Annotated in this window: 15 protein-coding genes and 1 tRNA gene; 8 read left to right on the forward strand and 8 right to left on the reverse strand. The window is 48.1% G+C overall.

Annotated features, from left to right (window positions below; genetic code table 11):
• The coding region (locus tag ACO0LG_RS09285) for a beta strand repeat-containing protein (protein ID WP_423025585.1) at positions 1-1,522 on the forward strand (1,522 nt) is incomplete at its 5' end.
• A 136-nt stretch (positions 1,523-1,658) separates the two neighbouring features.
• Here ACO0LG_RS09285 and ACO0LG_RS09290 read toward each other — a convergent pair.
• Genes ACO0LG_RS09290 through ACO0LG_RS09300 form a run of 3 tightly spaced genes read right to left on the reverse strand, consistent with a single transcriptional unit; the run spans position 1,659 to position 3,784 of the window.
• The gene (locus ACO0LG_RS09290; protein ID WP_423025587.1) at positions 1,659-2,618 is read right to left on the reverse strand and encodes a GlxA family transcriptional regulator; all 960 of its coding nucleotides are present in this window, start codon (positions 2,616-2,618) and stop codon (positions 1,659-1,661) included.
• Positions 2,619-2,624: 6 nt separating this feature from the next.
• Positions 2,625-3,536 carry an EamA family transporter gene (locus ACO0LG_RS09295; protein WP_423025589.1) on the reverse strand — a complete coding sequence of 304 codons (912 nt, stop codon included), beginning with the start codon at positions 3,534-3,536 and terminating at the stop codon, positions 2,625-2,627.
• 14 nt (positions 3,537-3,550) lie between these two features.
• Positions 3,551-3,784, reverse strand: coding sequence for a DUF1272 domain-containing protein (locus ACO0LG_RS09300; protein WP_423025591.1), 234 nt, complete (start codon positions 3,782-3,784; stop codon positions 3,551-3,553).
• Positions 3,785-3,940: 156 nt separating this feature from the next.
• Between ACO0LG_RS09300 and ACO0LG_RS09305 the strand changes: the two genes are divergently transcribed.
• A complete protein-coding gene (locus ACO0LG_RS09305; protein ID WP_423025593.1) occupies positions 3,941-4,576 on the forward strand; it encodes a ribonuclease HI family protein in 636 nt (211 codons plus the stop codon).
• Here the strand turns inward: ACO0LG_RS09305 and ACO0LG_RS09310 are convergent.
• Complete coding sequence (locus ACO0LG_RS09310; RefSeq protein ID WP_423025595.1) at positions 4,573-5,436, reverse strand: LysR family transcriptional regulator; 864 nt, start codon at positions 5,434-5,436, stop codon at positions 4,573-4,575. The two genes, ACO0LG_RS09305 and ACO0LG_RS09310, sit on opposite strands and share 4 nt — an antisense overlap.
• A 119-nt stretch (positions 5,437-5,555) precedes the next feature.
• On the opposite strand from ACO0LG_RS09310, the gene ACO0LG_RS09315 reads away from it, so the two are divergent.
• On the forward strand, positions 5,556-5,969 hold the full coding sequence (locus ACO0LG_RS09315) for a VOC family protein (RefSeq protein WP_423025597.1): 414 nt from the start codon (positions 5,556-5,558) through the stop codon (positions 5,967-5,969).
• Entirely contained in the window at positions 5,966-6,913 is a 948-nt protein-coding gene (locus ACO0LG_RS09320; protein WP_423025599.1) for a 2-hydroxyacid dehydrogenase, read from the forward strand. The genes ACO0LG_RS09315 and ACO0LG_RS09320 overlap by 4 nt, the downstream gene beginning before the upstream one ends.
• A gap of 151 nt (positions 6,914-7,064) precedes the next feature.
• Here ACO0LG_RS09320 and ACO0LG_RS09325 read toward each other — a convergent pair whose 3' ends face one another.
• From ACO0LG_RS09325 to ACO0LG_RS09335, 3 genes are all read right to left on the reverse strand, one after another.
• A complete protein-coding gene (locus ACO0LG_RS09325; RefSeq protein ID WP_423025601.1) occupies positions 7,065-8,453 on the reverse strand; it encodes a hypothetical protein in 1,389 nt (462 codons plus the stop codon).
• A 274-nt stretch (positions 8,454-8,727) separates the two neighbouring features.
• Positions 8,728-9,519 (reverse strand): GDSL-type esterase/lipase family protein, encoded by a 792-nt coding sequence (locus ACO0LG_RS09330; RefSeq protein ID WP_423025603.1) that lies wholly within the window; start codon positions 9,517-9,519, stop codon positions 8,728-8,730.
• Positions 9,520-9,769: 250 nt separating this feature from the next.
• Positions 9,770-12,094 (reverse strand): TonB-dependent receptor domain-containing protein, encoded by a 2,325-nt coding sequence (locus ACO0LG_RS09335; RefSeq protein WP_423025605.1) that lies wholly within the window; start codon positions 12,092-12,094, stop codon positions 9,770-9,772.
• 192 nt (positions 12,095-12,286) lie between these two features.
• Here ACO0LG_RS09335 and ACO0LG_RS09340 point away from each other — a divergent pair, with 192 nt between their 5' ends.
• Complete coding sequence (locus tag ACO0LG_RS09340; RefSeq protein ID WP_423025607.1) at positions 12,287-12,952, forward strand: 3-keto-disaccharide hydrolase; 666 nt, start codon at positions 12,287-12,289, stop codon at positions 12,950-12,952.
• A 108-nt stretch (positions 12,953-13,060) separates the two neighbouring features.
• On the opposite strand, the gene ACO0LG_RS09345 is transcribed toward ACO0LG_RS09340, so the two are convergent.
• Positions 13,061-13,137, reverse strand: a tRNA-Pro gene (locus ACO0LG_RS09345).
• 209 nt (positions 13,138-13,346) lie between these two features.
• Between ACO0LG_RS09345 and ACO0LG_RS09350 the strand changes: the two genes are divergently transcribed.
• From ACO0LG_RS09350 to ACO0LG_RS09360, 3 genes are read left to right on the forward strand one after another with little or no spacing between them, the layout of a single operon-like run.
• Positions 13,347-14,471, forward strand: coding sequence for a M14 family metallopeptidase (locus ACO0LG_RS09350; RefSeq protein ID WP_423025609.1), 1,125 nt, complete (start codon positions 13,347-13,349; stop codon positions 14,469-14,471).
• Between the two features lie 27 nt (positions 14,472-14,498).
• Positions 14,499-14,966 (forward strand): CYTH domain-containing protein, encoded by a 468-nt coding sequence (locus tag ACO0LG_RS09355; RefSeq protein ID WP_423025611.1) that lies wholly within the window; start codon positions 14,499-14,501, stop codon positions 14,964-14,966.
• 2 nt (positions 14,967-14,968) lie between these two features.
• Positions 14,969-15,238 (forward strand): MoaD/ThiS family protein, encoded by a 270-nt coding sequence (locus ACO0LG_RS09360; RefSeq protein ID WP_423025613.1) that lies wholly within the window; start codon positions 14,969-14,971, stop codon positions 15,236-15,238.
• Position 15,239 lies beyond the last annotated feature (1 nt).

Below are 15,239 nucleotides of genomic sequence, written 5' to 3' on the forward strand. Positions count from 1 at the left end.
TGGTGGTAACGTCAACAACACTACAGTCAGCAATGCTGTAACAGTGTCTGGCGGCGCAACAGTAACAACAGGTGTTGTTGGTACATCCCCAATCAACGGTGGCGGTTCTGCTTTGTCTCCAACAGCACTGGTAGCTGGCGGTACATTCAACAGCGTTGCAGGCGTGAACGATAACTTCACAGGCTTGACAGCAACGTTGAATGGCACAACAGTCAACGGTAATCTGGGTGACACTGATGCGATCACTCTGGGTGATGCATTTGCCTTTGCCGTGAATAATGGTTCTACAGGCGGTATCATTTCCAATATCAAAACATTGAACTTGGCTAATGCTACTAACGCAGTTACTTTTGCTAATGCTACTTCCGGTATCACTACCATCAATGGCGGCACAGGTAACGATTCCGTAGACTTCACTAACACTGGTTCCACACTGCTGGCTGGTAACGTCAATCTGGGTCTGGGTAACAACACACTGACACTGGAAGCAGCTAAGACTTACTCCGGTACATTCAGTGCAGGTGCTGGCGTTGCTGATACTCTGGTTCTGGGTGCTGGTGACAACATCGCTGGTGCGAACATCACAGGCTTCGAAAACCTGACATTGGCAGCAACAGGCGTGTACACCATGACTGCAGCGCAATACAATTCCTTTACAGGCACTGTAACTGCAGGCAACACAGAAACTATCGCGTTCACTACAGCCGGCACTATCGTTGCTAACGCAGCGATCGAACGCTTCACTCTGGCTGCTGGTACTAACACATTCACTGCTGGTACTAACACAGTGAGCGTTGTTGGTGGTTCAGGTAACGATACATTCAACTACACAGCTACACAAATCGCCGGCGCAACAACGCTGGACGGCGGCTTGGGTACAGATACACTGAACATCGGTGCTATCGGTGCTAACTTGAATATCTCTGCTCTGGTAACTGGCGTTGAAACAGTGAACGTAACTGGCTCTGCTGCAACTGGCTGGACCTTCACTAATGAAAACGGTGCTGGTGTAACTCTGAATTACTCCAAAGGTGCAACAGGAGATGTAGTGGTTCTGGGTTCTGGTGGTCAGACAATTAATGTGATTGGAGCCAATGTCACACCTATTACCATCACTGGTGGTAGCGGTGTTGATACGATCAACCTGTCTTCAGTCGCAACTGGAGCTGACACGATTACGGCTGGTTCTGTGATCTCTTCTATTGACACGGTGGCAGGCTTTAAGATCTCTGGCGCTGACGTGTTCAAAACTGGCACAGCAGCAACAACATTGAACCTGTTGTCTATCGCTACTGCTGATGTATCTACTCTGGCAGCAGCAATCGCTACAGCAGCAACTGCAGCTGGCGCGGCTCTGGCAGCGAATACTCAGGCTTACGTGATCACTGTAGCCGCAGGTACAGCAGCTGGTACTTATGCTTTCCAAAACATCGGTGGCACTGTAGGTACTGTTGATGCAACTGACTTTATCGTTAAAATCATTGGCGCAGGTTCCATCGTTGCTGGCGACTTCATCGCTTAATACGGTGTACGTAGTATCAACCCCGCCTGAAGCAATTCTTGGCGGGATTGAAGTAGGAAAATCTACAAAACAAACAAGTCCGTCACAGTAAAGTGCCGGGCTTGTTTGTTTTTTCAGTTTAAGTGTATAGGGTAAATTACCTGAATTGCCTGCCAGATGGCGGAGCCGAGAAATGGGCATTCCAAATACGTCGGAATTGCCTTGCTGAACCAAAGCCTGATGCTTCGGCGATACGTTCTATTGACCAGTCAGTATTGGCCAGGAATTTCTCTGCCAGCGATAAACGCAGTGAAGTCAGATAAGTTTGTATGGACACTTCTGCATGGAGCATAAACAAGCGTGTAACATGCCGCGTGCTGCGACAGGCAAGGTTTGCAAGTTCAGTCAGATTCCACGGGTGAATAGGGTTCCTGACCATGGCATCCTGTACTTTGTGAACAATGGGATGCAGATGATTACGGTATTTGAGCCAGGGCGATAATTGTGGGTCATTGCCAGAACGACGCATGTACACCACCAGATTGCGTGCAACCGCACTTGCGGCAAAAGGGCTGGTAAGTTCGCTGACCAGATGCAAGGCGAGATCTATACCTGCCGTAACGCCGGCACTGGTACTGATGCGGCCATCTTCAACGAAGATACGGTTTTCTTCTATTTTGATTGAGCTGTCTATCTCAGCCAATTCATGCCAATGATTATGATGCGTAGTTGCCCGGCGCCCGCTCAGTAAACCGGCATGCGCTGCCATCAGTGCGCCAGAACAAATGCATACCACTCTGTGGCTTGCATGCACTTTTTCTGACAACCATCTGATGGCAATTTGCGCATCAGGTAAAGCATAGACTTCATTGCCGCCAATCAGGCCTGGCAAGATAAGGATGGCATCTGGAGTCAATTGTTCCGGCAAAGGTAGCAGCGGGCCTAGTTGCAGGCCGACAGAACAATTCACGCTTTGCTGTGAGCTGATAAAGTGAATCTCAAAACGTACTTCATCCTGGTAACGATTGGCAAACAGAAGTGCATCTGCTGGCCCGGCAATATCCAGTAGTAGAGTGTCTTGCAATAACAGGAAATAAACTGGCTGAATGCGGGGCATGGTGAATCAGGCAAACATATTGCGCAAGTTATGAACCAGTTTTGCGCCGAATACATTAATGAGCAGACCAGCCATTACTATAATAGCTCCCAATAACTGGGTTTTGCTCAGCGCCTCATCAAGTATCAGCCATGCTGCTGTCAAGCCCACTACCGGTACCATTAGCGTCAGCGGTGCGACCAGGTGGGTAGGCAAACTTGACAATAATTTCCCCCATAAGGTATAGCCGACGAGGGTCGCCGCAACGGCCAGGTAAACGATGGTCAGACCTGATGACAAATTCATATTGCGTAAACTGTGCAATATGACATCGCCACCTTCAAACAGATAAGAGAGAAAAATAAAAGGCAAGATGGGCACAAGAGCACTCCATGACACCAGGCTCAGTACATTTGTCACACCTATTTTTTTATTGATGACATTACCGCTGGCCCATGAAAATGCAGCGCATAAGGTGAGTGCAAAGCCAGCAAGCGTCACCTGGCTGGCCGAACTGGCAATGCTTGCGCTGCCCAGCAATATGAGACCTGCGGCGGCCACCAGCATGCCTAGCAAATTGCTGGGTCTTAACTTGTCGCCAAAGACCATAGCAGATAAGCCCACAGTAAAGAAAGCCTGTGCTTGCAAAATCAGTGATGCCAAACCCGCTGGCATACCGACTGCCATTGCTGAAAACAAAAAGGCAAATTGGCCAAGGCTGATGAACATGGCATACGCCAATAACAGTTTGAAAGACACTTTGGGACGTGGCAAAAACAAGATAGCCGGAAACGCCACCAGCATAAAGCGCAAAGCGCCCATCAAGAAGGGGGGTATGCCTTTCAATCCTATTTTGATCACCACAAAATTCATTCCCCACAACAGAATGACTATGGCAGCGATCAGGATGTGACGTGTGCTAAGGACAGATTTGGACATGGGTTGATTAACGCTTAATTTGTTTTTGCATGTACACGTTTGGTTGATGCAGGGTTGTTTAGCAGCTTATTTTGTGGCCTGATTGGCCTCGGGACGAAATTCCCACCACAATTCGGGCATACACCTTGTAAAGCATCCTCTACGCAGTCAACGCAAAAGGTGCATTCAAAAGTACAAATGCGGGCCTTGTCAGAATTCGGTAGTAAATCACAGTCGCAGCGCTCACAATTCGGCCTGAGTTCAAGCATGATACATTTCCTTTCTGTTGTGGGTGAATATCAAACAGAATATCAGTTTGAATGGGATACGCCAGCATAGATGGCGACCAGAGTCAGTCATATCAGGACATCTGCTAAACCTAATCACAAAGTTTTATGGATTTCAATTTTACATATCAACAATTAGTGAGTATTGCTACACGCAAAGAGCATGCGCTTAGTCGCCAGTTGGCAAAGCAAGAGAAACTGCAAGCTGTGGAAGCGCTTTTTAAGCTGCTGGAAACGGCAGCACAGAATTCAGGTTTGCAGGATATCTCAGAACTGGCACAACAGCGGGAAGCCATAAAGGTGGCGGACGCTGCTCAAAGATTGGTCAAGAAAGCTGCACAGCAAAAGGGTAAAAAAAATCTCGATTTAGCTTTGCTGCCAGCAAATACCTGGCTGGCCTGGTTCGACGGCTCGGCTGTGCCTAACCCGGGGAAATGTCGGATTGCCTGCATACTCAAAGCGCCCGACGGGCAAAATTTTGAATACATAGCTCATATGGAGTACGGCGACAGCTGTGACGCAGAATATAGTGGTTTGATACTGTTATTACAGCAAGCGAGACAACTCAGGATAGTGAATTTGCTTGTGCATGGCGATAGCCAGGTGGTCATTGATGACTTTAACCATATCAAGGTGAGTAGCTTGTTACGCATGAAGCAGTATCGTCAGCAAGCACAGGAACTGGCCTCTGCATTTGAGCAGTTGCGTGTGTCCTGGGTACCCAGGCACAAAAATCAACTGGCTGATGCGCTTACTCAGATGCGGTCAGATTAAGACTTGATTTTCAATGAGCGCACCAACAGCTCCAACATTGCAGGCCGTGGATGTTGCATCTTGCTAAGTAAAACAAGTTCGCGTGCATAGGCACGGCTGGAAATGGGTGTTAATACGCAATGTCTTGCCAATTTTTCCAAGCCTGACCAATGCGGTACCAAACTGACGCCTACATCATCTGCGACCAGCATGGCGATAGTTTCCAATGCATCCATGTCGCACATGGCTTCCAGTGGCAGGCCCTGGTCTTTAAGAAATTTCTCAGCATAACGGCCACCCCATGCTGTCGGGTCATAACGCAAATAGGGCTTTGATTGTAGCGTGGACAAGACATCGTTTTGCGGGGCTTGCCTGGAGATTAAGACCAGGCCCTCTGCTTTTATGTGGTGCACTATCAGGCTTTTTGGCAGATCAAATGGGGGCGCAACGAGTATCGCTGCATCTATCTCTTCATCCTGTACAGACTGATATAAGGAGCGGGATGTGCCAGGTACGATGCCTGGCTTCAGTTTTGGCGCATGTCTGGTCAAGTGCCGTAATACCGCTGGCAGCATACCTGTCATCGCGGTGGAGATGGCGCCGATCTTTATTGTGCCTGTCAGGCCATTAAGGTCGGCATCACCAGCCAACAGGCCAATCTCGCGCACGATATTGCGTGCCCGTGGCAGCAGATGCAGGCAAGCTTGGGTTGGCTTTGCTGCATGCGTCTGTCTCGACAATAAGGAAAAGCCCAACTCCCTCTCCAGAGCCTGAATTCTCTGGCTGATCGCCGCTGCGGTCAGGTTCTCAACTCTTGCGGCTTCAGCGATAGACCCATGTTCTATGGTGGCAATCAGGCTTTGTAGATAGCGGCTATCCATAAAAAATTCTTTCGAATGGATTGAAAATAATATGCTATCTCTTACGAAGAAATGGCGCTAGCATTCCAATATTGTAAGTTGCCATACGAACAGTGATAATTCAACACGGAGCCATATCCATGAAAGCTTTATTTCATCTTGCCTATCATGTGCATGATCTTGATCAGGCACGGCAATTTTATGCAGGCATATTGGGCTGTAAAGAGGGGCGGAGTACGGCCACCTGGGTAGATTTTGATTTTTTTGGTCATCAAATTTCTTTGCATCTGGGTCAGCCGTTCGCTACGACTAATACAGGCAGGGTAGGGGATCATCTGGTGCCCATGCCACACCTGGGTGTGATACTCGCGATGACGGACTGGACGATATTGGCCGATCGCCTGCGTGGTCATGATCTCGACTTTGTGTTGGAACCATCGATTCGTTTTGCTGGGCAACCGGGTGAACAAGCAACTATGTTCTTTCTTGATCCTTCAGGCAATCCTATAGAAATCAAAGGTTTCAATAACATGGAAAGTATTTACGACAAATGAGTTCAACTAACATTCCATTCCTGGCTGCGCCTGCTTACTCCCATACTCAGGCTTGGGTAGATGCGCTGCAAAAGAATCTACCAGACGAGCAGATTGTCGCCTTTGACAGCATGAGCGATGAGGACAAAGTCACTTGTAGAGTCGCCATCGTTGCCAATCCTGATCCTGCCCAGTTGAAGCAATTACCGCAATTGCAATGGGTGCATAGTGTCTGGGCAGGAGTGGAAAGACTGATTTCAGATTTGGCGGACACGGAGCTGAAAATTGTCCGTTTGATAGACCCACAACTGGCCGCCACCATGGCTGAAGCAGTATTGGCATGGACACTCTACCTGCACAGAGACATGCCAGCTTACGCGAGGCAACAAAAGCAGCAGCTGTGGCAGCCACGCGAATATTTGCGCCCTCAGCAAAAAACTATAGGTCTGCTGGGCCTCGGTGCATTGGGTGAGGCGGCGGCGAGTAGCCTGCTGCGTGCAGGTTTCAATGTCATCGGCTGGAGCCGCAATCGCAAAGAATTTGCCGGTGTCGAATGCTTTGCCGGTATAGATGAATTGCCAGTCATGCTGGCAAAAACCGATATCCTGGTTTGTCTGTTACCACTGACACCAGATACCAAAGGACTGATCAATGTCCAAACCCTGCAAGCCTTGCCGCAAGGCGCATCGCTGATCAACTTTGCCCGAGCGGCCATCATCAATGATCATGATTTGCATACTGCTTTAGATAGCGGGCATATCGGTCATGCAGTTCTCGACGTATTTGAAACAGAACCTTTGCCCGCCATTGCATGGCACTGGCAGCATCCGTCTGTAACGGTATTGCCGCATTGCTCGGCACCTACAGACAGGGAAACAGCTTCTTTGATTGTGGCCAATAATATCCGGCTTTATAGATCCAAGGGGGAGTTGCCTGTGACGGTAGACAGAGTAAAAGGTTATTGAAGGAAGAACTTTGAATGATATGAATGGATGATGTTTTCCATTGATATCATGGCAGAACATTAATTAGTTCATCGGACAAGGTGTTGATCAATGCATTCATCAACGCATTGATCAACATGGCTCAGCCGCCGCTCTAAGCTGCAAGCTTAAATCAGAAACCCAGCAAACCTTTCAAGACATCTGTTGCCTTGACCTTGGGTTCTTCTTTCTGTTCAGGCCTTTGCTGTTGCTCTGCTTGCGATGCATTGTTGGATCTGCGTCCGCCCATGTCCCCCATGCCACCTAGTATGGAGCTATAAGTCGATTTCATACGCAGCTTGGTTTGCCAATCCGGTTCCCAGGCAATTTTTGGATCGCTGGAACGGGGAGGGTATGCAAAATAAGCATCTGAGCCATAGGCAATCATGCGCAGCATGCCCGCTCCCTGTTCACCAAAAATACCTTTTGGAACATCGCATTTGGTCGTGCCGGAGGGCAGGATGACTTTTTCATTGAGCCATTTATCGACGTCTGCATTGGTTTGGTAATCGACCAGGCCAAAGCCAAAGTCCGGCAACTCACTGGATGTCCAGACGACGACTTCTGGATTGTCGCCACCACCCGACTGACCACCCATAACGCTAATGAAATAACCACGCGCATTTGGCACTGATTTCCACTCCAGCCCAACCCCGCCCGCCTTCTTGGTTTGTACAAGTTCAATTGACGCCATCAAATCATTGTTTGACGCCAGATTGAGTTTGAAGCTTTCAGGGATGCCGTTGCCGACAAACTGATGCTGGCCAACCAGTGAAGCAGTGTCTGGTACTTTCCTGTCATCATTCTTGTTTGGCCATGCCGGATTGCCAGGCTGCGAACGCGCGCCCTTGGTGACTTTGCCGCGCATGGTAAAGAATTTTGCATAATCTTCTGGCGATGCTTTAGCAGCATCGAGAGTACGCGGCTGCCCCGGTCTTATTGTTTCGCCGCAGCCCCAATAAATCGAAATTTTGCCTTTGGGTTTTTCATAACTGGGCTCGGATGGTGTTTCTTCCGAAGGGGTGTATTGCACTGGTTTTTCTGGAGCCGGCGCTACCAGCTTCAGACTATCACCGAGGTTCATGCCAGCGGGTATCATCTGGTTGGCATCTATCAGCGAGGTATTCTTGTTTGTGAATACGGATACATCCATGAACTTACCACTGGCAAACCCCATGGAATGCGTATTTCCGAAAACATTACCTCTGTCATTGTTACCAGTGCCACCGCGAGCCATGCCACCCAGGGCACCAAAGAAGCCACCAGATTGTGCACCCTGCATCGCCCCGCCCATCATGCCACCTGGCATATCACTGGCATTGGTGGCCAGATCGATGTAAGCAAAAGCAATCGGCGGCTTGACCACTTGCGTGCCAGCTTTTGCCGGAGCGGTTTTGCCTTGCACACTGGCAGCAGGTTTGGTTTGTGATGTCGCAGCCATCGGAATAGTCAGCAAGCCGCAGGTAATAAGTGTGGCTTGCAACAAAGTTACACTGCGTTTTTTTTGCACAAAAATCTTCATGGAATAACTCCTCTGATCGATGTTACTGCGATGTTCGTTGAAAGAGATAAGAGCCAGAAAAAATGCCTATGTTGCGGGATATTCTGACTAAAGTCTTTGAAAGGAGATTATCTTAGCGCAAAATAATCGCAAGAATAGGAGTTTGATTCAAACATCTGCTGCAAGAATTTATTTTCCTTGCGATTTTGAATGCCAGTATTTATTTTCCACGCAGATGTGATTGCCTGATACAACAAATTTGCTTTTTTCCTTACTTCGGAAGTCCGCGTAAGGCTTACTCTGGCTGTGGTAACTGTGGCGATATGAGGCCAGCCTTGAGTGACAAATAACTGCTCAGGTCAGTCGTTGTTAAGCCCTTGATGCCAGCAACAACGGATTCGGCATTGATCCTGGCGCCGGTAATATTGGTATGTGTACGTTGGTCGCTAAATAAGGTATTAATTTTTTCCTTACCCAAAGCATCATAAGTCTTACCTGTAATGACAGTCACATCAATCAAGGCAACCTGGGTTTCTTTCGCCACTGTGCTGGCCAGTATGCGGTGCAAGGCAAAATCATTGGTCCAGTCTTTGTGTGGCACTGGCGTGGCGAGGATAATAAAAATACCTTTTGCCTTCGCATCCCGTATGTATTTCTTTAAATACCAGCCATAGCTATGCACAATTTCTACGCTGGTGTCTGTTCTGTTGATGATCTCCGTATCGTCACCTGCACTGGGCAAACTGCCGCGAAAATTGCCTCTGGCATCGACAGGGCTAATGTCATTGTGCCCAAACTGTACAAGTAAAAAATCACCTGTCTTCATCTCATTGAGCAATTTTTCCCAATGGCTTTCCTGGATGTAAGTGCGGCTGCTTTGACCACTGATCGCACGATTGACAACATTAATTTTTTTGAGATCAAAATAGGGGGCAATTTCATCCGCCCATCCACGCATGGGCGCATCACTGTGAGCGGTGGAATCGCCAACAATAAAAAATGTCGGCAATACGCTCAGTTGCTTATTTGCGGGAGCAAGCGTTGTGTCATCTACTTTGGTGGCTTGGGCTGAGGCTATTGCGGCCATGGAGGCCATCCCTACAAGAAATGCAATCTGCATTGCTTTGCTAATGGACTTCATGAATATGTTGCGAATGAGCATAGGAAATCCCGCAGGCAATGGTGGCAAAATCAGTTGGAAATCAAGCTGACTCCATGACGCGCATCAATCAGCACTGGATTGCCATTCAAGCGTGCCATCATGGCAGGATTAACAATCGCAGTTTGAGCGTGCACGGATTTTACCAGACCGGACTTGATCTGCCGCACACATTCAACTATCCCGGTGGGCGACGCATTTCGGGGCGATTATTGCCCTGTCCACCAGCGCCGCCAAACTTGTACGACAGTCCGATGTAAATCAGGCGGCCGTCGTAACGCCGTGTATTGCGTTCCTTGAGGGGCTCAGTATCGATGATTGTTTCTGTTTTATTTGAGTTGAATATGTCAGTTACGTTAAGTACCAGGTTCAGGTTTTGAGTGATATTGTGGCGCAGACTGAAATTGGCAGTGGAATTGGGTTGGCGATACCCTTCTCCAGACAAGGTTCTCCCTTGTGTATTCAGGCTAAGTTGCAAATGATCCTGATCACTAAGCTGATAATTGAAGCGTCCGCGCAAACTGAGTGATGACGCAGAGCGTTGAATTTCCTGGCCGGAGGTCGTCACCACGGTTTGTTCAGTGAATAAAAGATTGCCACTGGTATTGATGGAAAACTTTGGTGTTATCTTACCGCTAAGCGTAAATTCAACACCGCTGGAATGATTGCCCCCGCCATTGTCCAATGTTGTCAGTAATACTGTATCGGTGATAAAAGTACGGCGGTACAGTATGCTATCATTTTCCTTGCGGTAGTATCCCCTGATATTCATGTCCAGCCCCATCGCCCGGGTTTCATACGCCAGTTCAAAGGAGTCTGTCTGCGTTGGTTTTAGCTTGGGATTGCCACTTGATACATTCAATTCATCGCGGTACACGACAAAGGGATTTAACTCATTGGCATTAGCACGCCGTATCCGGTGCGCATAGCTGAATCTTATAGTAGTGTCGTCGCTGGCTTTGTAACTGACAAAGAAGCTGGGAATATAATTGATGTAATGATTGGTGGCACCTATCTGCGCGGTCAGTTGCTGGATATCGATATGGGTATATTCAGTTCTTAATCCTGCGAGTATTCCCCATTTCTCATTCAGGCGTAATTGATAAGAACCATACAAGGCAAGATTAGCTTCATCAAGCGAGTAACGATTGGTGCGTGATGGGTTGATTGTCGCGATTGAGTTGATAGGGTCAACATTAAAATAATTGGTGTCAAATTCGCTTTTGTTGTTGGCTATCTTGTAGCCCATCTTCAAAAGCCCCTGATCGTCAGGACGTTCATAGTCTCCTGTAAAGTCAACGATCTTGATATTGTTGGCATTATTTTGCCTGCTATGAATATCGTTTGCACCAGCCTTGTTCACCGCATATACATTTGAATAATTATTTTCGCTAGCATTATCCGATGCTGAAACGCGTAGATCCAGGCGCATGAGTTCACCATTGATCTCGCCCTTGTGATCATAACGTCCACCCCAGCTATAGTTGGTGCTTTCGCCTGTGCGCTGCGTGGACCGTAGATAATCACTATATGGATTACCCTGCTCAAGGGTAAAGTAATGATCTGTCGATTTTTGATCATTACTCCGTCTGGCGTAAGAGAAGTTCGCACCCAAGGTATCTTTGGTGTCAAGATTGTAAGTTACCGTCCCATTAATACCAGCGGAATCATTCAAGCCTGCAGAATTAGATGATTGCGTGCTGTGTTGATTATTAGTGGTGATAGGGTTGATACCGTCACGTACTGCTTCGCCAACAGAATTCCTGCCATCATGGCGAAAATTAACTCCGCCTTGTATCCCAAACGGGCCTTCATGATAACTGCCCGATACTGCCGTATTAAAGCGGCCCGCTGAGCCAGCATTGGCATTAACCACGCCGTATCCACCGGGCTGGCGATTGCGCCGCATGACCAGGTTGAGAATAGGCCCACCGCCACCTTCATTGCCAAACTGTGCACCAGGATTATTGATCACTTCGATGGACTCTATGTCATGCGAAGGCATGGCATTCAATGATGCACCACGGTTATCGCCCTGCATCATGGCGGACGGTTTGCCGTCGATCAGAATCTGCACTTTGGTGCTGCCACGCAGGCTGACGGTACCGTCTGGGTCAACCGATACGGAAGGAATATTGTTGAGTGCATCAGCCGCTGTGCCATTTGTGCTGGCGACATCTGATTTAACATCATAAACCTGCCGGTCTATGCGATTGCTGGGACGCTCTGCCTGTACCGTGACGGAGGGAATGTCGGCATTGTCAGTTGGCTTGCTTTCAGTTTTATTGAGCGTCGTCGATTTATTATCAGCGTCTTCTGGTTTGTTTTCTGTTTTAGCTGGCGTTGTCGGATTGCCTGTTTTTGCTGCAGGAGTAGTGGAGGGCTGGGCTGCCACAGCAGGTTTGACCACGGCCTGGGCAACTGCAAATTGCCCACTAGAGAGCGCTTCGGCGATCAATACAGCAAGGACCAGTTTTTTTGTCGTTTTACTGCCTGAAGTCATGATTTAAATTTATTTAAATGCTGATATGAAAAATTGCCAACACTATGCCGCAAAAAAGTTAATGTCACCTGACTTGGTTTGTATCAGTATGTTATGTGCCAGGTTTAACAAATGAGCATGTTAAAAACCAATATGCTGACGCAATTAATGGATATTATTAGAACTCATTTTTTACCTTGAAAGCCAAGTGCCATGTCCCGATTTTGTTATCGCATTAACCCGTTTCGACGCGCAGTTGGGGCTGCCTTTGTAAGTATATTTGCCATTGCAAGCCAGGCAGCCATCGCAGGCGATCTGTTTAATGGACGTGATTTTCAGGGGTGGGAAATTGTCAGCGCACCCTCAAGCGCTATAGGTGAAGTGTTCAGTATCAAGCCCGATGGTGTAATTGCCTCTGCTGGCAAACCCTCTGGTTATATCGCTACTAAACAAATCTATAAGAATTTTATTCTTCATGCAGAATGGCGCTGGGTTGCAGTGCCTGGCAATAGTGGCGTGCTGATACATATTAGCTCCGGCCCCAAAGACAAGGTTTGGCCACTCAGTTTGCAAATTCAGACCAAGCACAAAAATGTTGGTGATTTGCTCCCTATGGCGGGTGCAAGTTTTGCTGAGCCGCTGACTACAGCCGAAGGCGCATATCCACTCATCAAGGCAAAAATGGCAGATAGTGAAAAACCGGTTGGAGAATGGAATAGTTGCGATATTCTTGCCAAAGATGGCATGGTTGAAGTCAGCATCAACGGCATCGTCCAAAACAAGATCAGCAAGGCGAGCCCAGATTCTGGTCAAATCGGTTTTCAGCTTGAGGGAACAGCATATGAGCTGCGCAATGTGCGTGTTCAAAAACTGGATTGAGGTGGGCTGTTGCTGCAATACGATTGCGGGTAACACGGCTTATTTGCATCAAATACACATATAAAAAAGGCTTGCAGATAAGATATCTGCAAGCCTTTTTGTATTCATTGGTCGGGGCGAGAGGATTCGAACCTCCGACCCCGTGCACCCCATGCACGTACGCTACCAGGCTGCGCTACGCCCCGACACTGAGCGAAAGATTATAGTATATCGTGGCGAATTTTGCTATGTTTGGCCAGAAACTTCTTAAATGCTTGCCTTGGTGAAAATATTTGTCCGATTTTATTCATTATTTGACTGAAATATTTTCATAATTGAGAAAAAACTGTGAAAATACTCAACCTAGGTCGCCGTATTACTACGGTGCTTAAAAACATTTCTGAATAATTACAACATGACAATTAAAATCAGTCAGAACTTCGACGCGGGAGCGATCGAAGTCGTCAAGGCGGAACAGGCGGGGGCCATCGATTTAAATTTGCGCAAGGATACACATGCCGACATCTGGCAATGGTTTCACTTTCGCTTGCAGGGTGCGCGCGGTCAAGAGACTGTCATGCGTATCCTCAATGCGGGTGATGCTACTTATGCCAAGGGCTGGGAAGGCTATCGCGCAGTAGCCAGTTATGACAGGGCCAACTGGTTCCGCGTCGATACCGAGTTTGATGGCAAGGTCATGACCATACGTCATACGCCTGAGCGCGACAGCGTGTATTACGCCTATTTTGAGCCTTACACCTGGGAGCGTCACCTGGCCTTGCTTGGCGGGGTAGAGAATTCTTCTGTTGCCCGTGTTGAAGACCTTGGTAATACCATTGATGGCCGTGACCTGAACCTGATCGTTGTCGGTGACCCCGCGGCTGAAAAGAAAGTCTGGATCATTGCTCGCCAGCATCCAGGTGAGACCATGGCTGAATGGCTGGTGGAAGGTACTTTGAATGCCTTGCTGGATCCATCCAATCCAATCGCACGCAGCATCCTCGATAAAGCGGTTGTGTATATTGTGCCTAACATGAACCCGGATGGTTCTGTACGCGGCAATCTGCGTACCAATGCCGCAGGTGCCAACCTGAACCGTGAATGGATGACACCGTCACTGGAAACCAGCCCGGAAGTGTATTACGTCAAGAACAAGATCCATGAAACTGGTTGCGACCTGTTCCTGGATATCCATGGTGATGAAGCCTTGCCTTACATTTTCGTGGCCGGTAGCGAAATGCTGGCTGGTTTTAGCGAAAAGCAGATGCAAGAGCAGCAGCATTTCGTTGACAGCTTTTGCCTGGCAAGTCCTGACTTCCAGACCAAATACGGCTATGAAGCATCGAAATACAATGAAGATGTGCTGAAGCTGGCATCCAAGTATATTGGTCATACTTTCAAGTGCGTATCACTGACGCTGGAATTGCCATTCAAGGATAATGCCAATTTGCCAGATGCTGAAGTGGGCTGGGATGGTTCGCGCAGTATCAAACTTGGTGAAGCAATGTTGCAACCGATTTTGGCGACATTGAGTGCATAATTCCGGTATTTAGTGATCGGAGTAGTGATGGGCGTAGAAATTGAACGCAAATTCCTTGTTGTAAATCAGGATTTCAAGCAACAGGGGCAGGGCACATTTCTGCGCCAGGCTTATATTTGTTCTGACCCAGGTCGCATCGTACGGGTACGCATAGAAGCTGAGCGTGCGATGCTGACCATCAAGGGTATATCGACTGGCATTAGCTGTGGCGAATGGGAATATCCCATCCCACTGGCCGATGCGCAAATGTTGCTGGACACAGTCTGCCAGCAACCCCTCATAGAAAAAACACGTTATCGCATTACTCTTGCAGGTCTGGTCTGGGAAGTGGATGAATTCATTGGTGATAATCTTGGCCTTATCGTTGCCGAGGTCGAACTGGAATTTGAACAGCAGCAATTTGACCGCCCGGCATGGCTGGGTGAAGAAGTCAGTCACGACAGGCGCTATGCAAATGCGAATTTGCTCAAGCATCCATACAAGGATTGGGCATAATCATGGCCAGGCTGATTTTCACCCAGCAACTCAGTCGCTTTATTGAAGTTCCTGAGGTGGAAACTGTAGCTGATAATCTGCGTGATGCGTTGGAGGCTGCATTTCAGGTCAACCCTACTTTGCGCGGCTACATCCTGGATGAACAGGGTGATCTGCGTTTTCATGTGGTGGTTTTTATAGATGGCAACCGTGTTCTGCAGCGCAGTGGCTTGCGCGACCCTTTAGATTCAAATAGCAAAGTCTATGTCTTGCAGGCTCTTTCAGGAGGTTAAT

Source organism: Undibacterium sp. Ji42W, from assembly GCF_049340405.1.
GTDB lineage: Bacteria > Pseudomonadota > Gammaproteobacteria > Burkholderiales > Burkholderiaceae_D > Undibacterium.

Bases quoted from the DNA above. Each gene is read 5' to 3' on its own strand.
- ACO0LG_RS09355 (WP_423025611.1), top strand. From the start codon at position 14,499: ATGGGCGTAGAAATTGAACGCAAATTCCTTGTTGTAAATCAGGATTTC.
- ACO0LG_RS09290 (WP_423025587.1), bottom strand. From the start codon at position 2,618: ATGCCCCGCATTCAGCCAGTTTATTTCCTGTTATTGCAAGACACTCTA.
- ACO0LG_RS09300 (WP_423025591.1), bottom strand. From the start codon at position 3,784: ATGCTTGAACTCAGGCCGAATTGTGAGCGCTGCGACTGTGATTTACTA.
- ACO0LG_RS09295 (WP_423025589.1), bottom strand. From the start codon at position 3,536: ATGTCCAAATCTGTCCTTAGCACACGTCACATCCTGATCGCTGCCATA.
- ACO0LG_RS09330 (WP_423025603.1), bottom strand. From the start codon at position 9,519: ATGGCCGCAATAGCCTCAGCCCAAGCCACCAAAGTAGATGACACAACG.
- ACO0LG_RS09325 (WP_423025601.1), bottom strand. From the start codon at position 8,453: ATGAAGATTTTTGTGCAAAAAAAACGCAGTGTAACTTTGTTGCAAGCC.
- ACO0LG_RS09340 (WP_423025607.1), top strand. From the start codon at position 12,287: ATGTCCCGATTTTGTTATCGCATTAACCCGTTTCGACGCGCAGTTGGG.
- ACO0LG_RS09320 (WP_423025599.1), top strand. From the start codon at position 5,966: ATGAGTTCAACTAACATTCCATTCCTGGCTGCGCCTGCTTACTCCCAT.
- ACO0LG_RS09315 (WP_423025597.1), top strand. From the start codon at position 5,556: ATGAAAGCTTTATTTCATCTTGCCTATCATGTGCATGATCTTGATCAG.
- ACO0LG_RS09350 (WP_423025609.1), top strand. From the start codon at position 13,347: ATGACAATTAAAATCAGTCAGAACTTCGACGCGGGAGCGATCGAAGTC.
- ACO0LG_RS09310 (WP_423025595.1), bottom strand. From the start codon at position 5,436: ATGGATAGCCGCTATCTACAAAGCCTGATTGCCACCATAGAACATGGG.
- ACO0LG_RS09360 (WP_423025613.1), top strand. From the start codon at position 14,969: ATGGCCAGGCTGATTTTCACCCAGCAACTCAGTCGCTTTATTGAAGTT.
- ACO0LG_RS09335 (WP_423025605.1), bottom strand. From the start codon at position 12,094: ATGACTTCAGGCAGTAAAACGACAAAAAAACTGGTCCTTGCTGTATTG.